Here is a 3,715-nt window from a genome sequence, read left to right as displayed (position 1 = left end):
CATCATCGACAGCGTGAAATCCTCCGGCTCCCGGTCTTCCGGGCGTTCGCTCTCGGTGTCCGCCAAGGGGTTCGATGTCAGCGGCAAGGCGAAGGAGCCACAACGCATCCACCAGGACGAAGGTACGGTGGGCGGTTTCCTGAAGACGGTCGCCAAGAAGGCCGGCTTCGACATGAAGATCGATCCCGCGCTCGGGAATATCGTGCGCGACTATATCGCAGCGGATGGCGAGAGCCTGTTGCATGTAGGTGAGAAGCTCGCGCGTGAACTCGGCGGCACCTTCAAGCTCCGGGAAAACATTGCGGTCCTTGCCAAGCACGGAGGGGATTTCGGCCTTCCATTAATTACCGGCCTGTTCAACACCGGCAACAGCGGCAACCTCATTTCGTGGGACATCGAGCCGGTCTCGACCAGGGACGTCTTCAGGCAAGTCACGGTGCCTTACTTCGACCGGAAGAAAGGCCTGCCGTTGGATTTCAAGACGGAGAGCGGTGCCACCGGAGAGAAGGCCAGGGCCGTCAATCTGGTGAGATCCATCGCGCGCGATGAAAACCATGCAAGGGAAATCGCCGAGGGCCGCAAGCAGCAGATCGAGCGGGAAGGCGGCAAGGGCAGGGTGATCCTGGACCTGACACCGGAAGCGCAGGCCGAGGCGCTGTTTCAACTGCGCGGCACCCGGGCCGGTGTCGATGGCACCTATCGGATTGTCGGCGTCACCCACAAAGCCAGCCGATCGGGCGGTGCGACGACGGATCTGGAGTTGCAACAGCCGCAGGACGGGGCAGGGACGGACGGTAGGTAGGTAGGTAGGGCCTTCAGGCAATTTGCGATTGCGGCCCATTCCTGCCTTTGACCCCCAACTTGAATTCCTGCGGTGCAGCTCATCATTGCCGTCATTCAGTTATCCTGTAACACTTGTTGCATCCACGGTAAGGATCTCGAGGCAATTCGTGAGTGATTTAGGCGGGAATTATATTATGCGGGAAATAGTTGCTGGAACAATAATATCGGATGAAGTGCTTTGGAAATATTTTAAACCCGAGAGGTTCATCTCGACTCTGAGCGAAGGCTATATTTATTTTGCGTCTGCTAACCAATTCGAGGATCCGTTTGAAGGTGCGGTCGCGGTTCAACAGCCACCGCAGCAAACCGATCCAAGGTACTCTGAAATGGAGACGACCGAACAAGCGTTTTTCGAACTGAAACGCCTGACCAAAGTGTCTTGTTGGCATCGTGCAGACTATGAAAGCGACGCCATGTGGAAACTTTATGCTGGAGAGCACAAAGGCGTCGCTATCTGCACCACACCAGATCGAATGCGAAAGGCATTCAAACCATACCGCTTGAAGCCTGAGTATGGGGTTGAGGACTTGTGGGCCGGGCCAGTTGACTACGTTGACCTTACGCAAGTTCGAATGAAAGGTGCCAGCATGCTTGGTCGCTTCTTTTTCAAACATCGTGCCTTCGAGTGGGAGCGTGAATTTCGTCTTGCCATATCTTTGCGCATGGCCGAAGAGTTTGCTGTTTCAGTCCCACCTGGTGGAATTTTTGTAGGCGTAGACCTCGATATTCTCATTGCGCGAATTGTGCTTGGATCGACAATCACAGGCGAGGAACGGGACATAATTTCGGATCACGTAGCACAGGCGGGGCTGAAGGATCGCCTTGAGCTATCGTCTCTTCTTGGCAGACCCCGCTACATCTAGCCAGACCGGCTCCAAGTCGCCGCTCGTGCGCTTGGGCAATTAGGAACACAACTTCCCAATGGCGGGCTTGATAGCTAGATTACTCTAAGTCATCCTGATTGATGACAACCTCAATTTCTAAACTTGAGAAGTAATCTATGAAATTTGCGTCATGGCGAAAATGCGATTTCCAACTCCATACCCCGCGCGACCCCAACTGGCAGGGCCAAAGACCAATCGGTTTAGGCGATGAAACGGACCAAGGTCCTGCAACGAAAGATCAAGTTGAAGCCGCTCGGCAGATATGGGCCAGTGAATTCGTTGACATCTGTTTGAAGCGAGATCTTCGTGCTATCGCGGTAACCGATCATCATGAAATGGTCATGATCCCGTTTGTAAAAACGGCCATTGCACAAAGGGTTTCTCAAGACCCTAGCTTTGACCTTTGGTTGTTTCCCGGTATGGAGCTGACTTGCCGCCACGGTGTCCAGTGTCTGATATTGTTTGACGCGGACCTGTCGGATGAATGGCGCAAGGAAGCCCAGTCAAAGCTGGGCATTACAATCGCATCTTTGAATGTTGATGAGAAGCAAGGACCGAGGGTCACCCAACTTGATTTCTCTTATCCAGAAATCGCCAATCGGCTTGATGGAGTAACTGAACTTCAAGGCCGGTACATTGTCTTGCCGAATGTCTCTCAGGGCGGACAACATACCGTCTTAACAGATGGATCACATGCAGATTTTAAGTCTATGTCTTACGTGGGGGGGTATCTCGACGCTGGGCAAAACACTGCTTCAATCACAGGAAAAAACAGAAGGCGCCTATCTGGCAAATGGGATATCTGGGGCAATCGCTTTATTTACCCATTACCGACGTCTGATGGACGATCCGCCGACTACTCTAAAGTGGGAACAAACAGCTGTTGGATCAAGCTTGCTGCGCCAACAGCTGAGGCAATCAGACAAGCTTTCTTGGGGCATAAGTCACGCATCGCAATTGAACCTCCACCAACACCAACGCTCAGCGTTACTTCGATAGAGGTAAGCGGGTCGGAAATTCTCACAAATCGGCAGATAGACCTCAGCTCAGAACTAAATTCTTTCATCGGCGGGAGGGGTAGCGGTAAGAGCACATTGCTTGAATATGTGGCGTTTGGACTGGGCCGCAGCTGCTATGATTTGCCTAAGGACGCATTTTCTGGGGCAGACCGGCTGAAAGAACTTATTTCTCAAACGCTAATAGCAAAAGGTGCGACACTGTCGATTGATGTTACTCAAGATGGCGCAGAATTCAAAGTCCGTCGTGGTGGATCGAACGCTTACCAGCCCGACATAACTTACCCCGACGGCACTACCCAGAAGCTAAGCACCAAAGAGCTCCGCACTCTTTTCCCTTCCGTTGTTTACAGTCAGGGAGAACTCTCTGAACTTGGCAAACAGGCTGGCAAGCGTACGCACATCTCAGACCTGCTGCAATTTGTTGACCAAGAGTATAAACGCGAAGATGAACGATTAAATGCAGAAATTGAAGCGTCTAGAACGCTCGTCCGGAAAGCGATCCAAGGACTTTCATCGGCTTGGACCCTAGAGGCCAAGATTAGCAAGTTTGCTGCCTCAAAGGCCTCTTTAGAACAGAGAATTGCAGCATTGCAAAAGACGCTTCCTGAATTGTCCGGTGACGACAAAGTAACCGTTGCTCGATATGAAAACCTATCCGCTCTTGAGGCTAAGAGTCCGATTCAAAAGTTCATGAGACAAGACAATAGGTTGCGAGCCTGCGTGTCATGACCCTGATACTAGCGATGTTGATCCATGCGGTGGAACTTTCGATTGACGCCTCCCAGTCCTTTGCCAACCGGCGGCATCTGCCCAGCCATGCGAAAGTGCGCTCCACCACCCATCTGCGGGGCAGGAGTTCGAAGCCTTCAGCAGCATCGGAGCGTTTGATGATCTCTATCGTCCAGTTGCCGTTGCCCACCAGGGCGGCGCGCAGCTTTTCACCGGCATAGCCGCCATCGGCGAAGACAT

Annotated in this window: 4 protein-coding genes; 3 read left to right on the top strand and 1 reads right to left on the bottom strand. The window is 52.7% G+C overall.

Annotated features, from left to right (window positions below):
- The 3 genes from OA90_RS29205 to OA90_RS27350 form a co-directional block, all read left to right on the top strand.
- Nucleotides 1–802 (top strand): late control D family protein (locus OA90_RS29205; RefSeq protein WP_068420173.1); only part of this gene is annotated, 802 nt, incomplete at its 5' end.
- A 148-nt stretch (nt 803–950) separates the two neighbouring features.
- The gene (locus OA90_RS27355) at nt 951–1,706 is read left to right on the top strand and encodes a DUF2971 domain-containing protein (RefSeq protein ID WP_199823884.1); all 756 of its coding nucleotides are present in this window, start codon (nt 951–953) and stop codon (nt 1,704–1,706) included.
- Nucleotides 1,707–1,843: 137 nt separating this feature from the next.
- A complete protein-coding gene (locus OA90_RS27350; protein ID WP_068420163.1) occupies nt 1,844–3,475 on the top strand; it encodes an AAA family ATPase in 1,632 nt (543 codons plus the stop codon).
- Here OA90_RS27350 and OA90_RS27345 read toward each other — a convergent pair.
- Nucleotides 3,435–3,715: transposase (locus OA90_RS27345; RefSeq protein ID WP_156510446.1), on the bottom strand; the 281-nt coding region annotated here is incomplete at its 5' end. The two genes, OA90_RS27350 and OA90_RS27345, sit on opposite strands and share 41 nt — an antisense overlap.

The sequence above is a fragment of the Labrenzia sp. OB1 genome (assembly GCF_001624695.1).
Taxonomy (GTDB): Bacteria; Pseudomonadota; Alphaproteobacteria; order Rhizobiales; family Stappiaceae; genus Roseibium.
This window is presented reverse-complemented; position numbering and strand designations above follow the sequence as displayed.

Excerpts from the sequence above, each read along its gene's own strand:
- OA90_RS27350 (WP_068420163.1), top strand. The coding sequence starts at position 1,844 with ATGAAATTTGCGTCATGGCGAAAATGCGATTTCCAACTCCATACCCCG.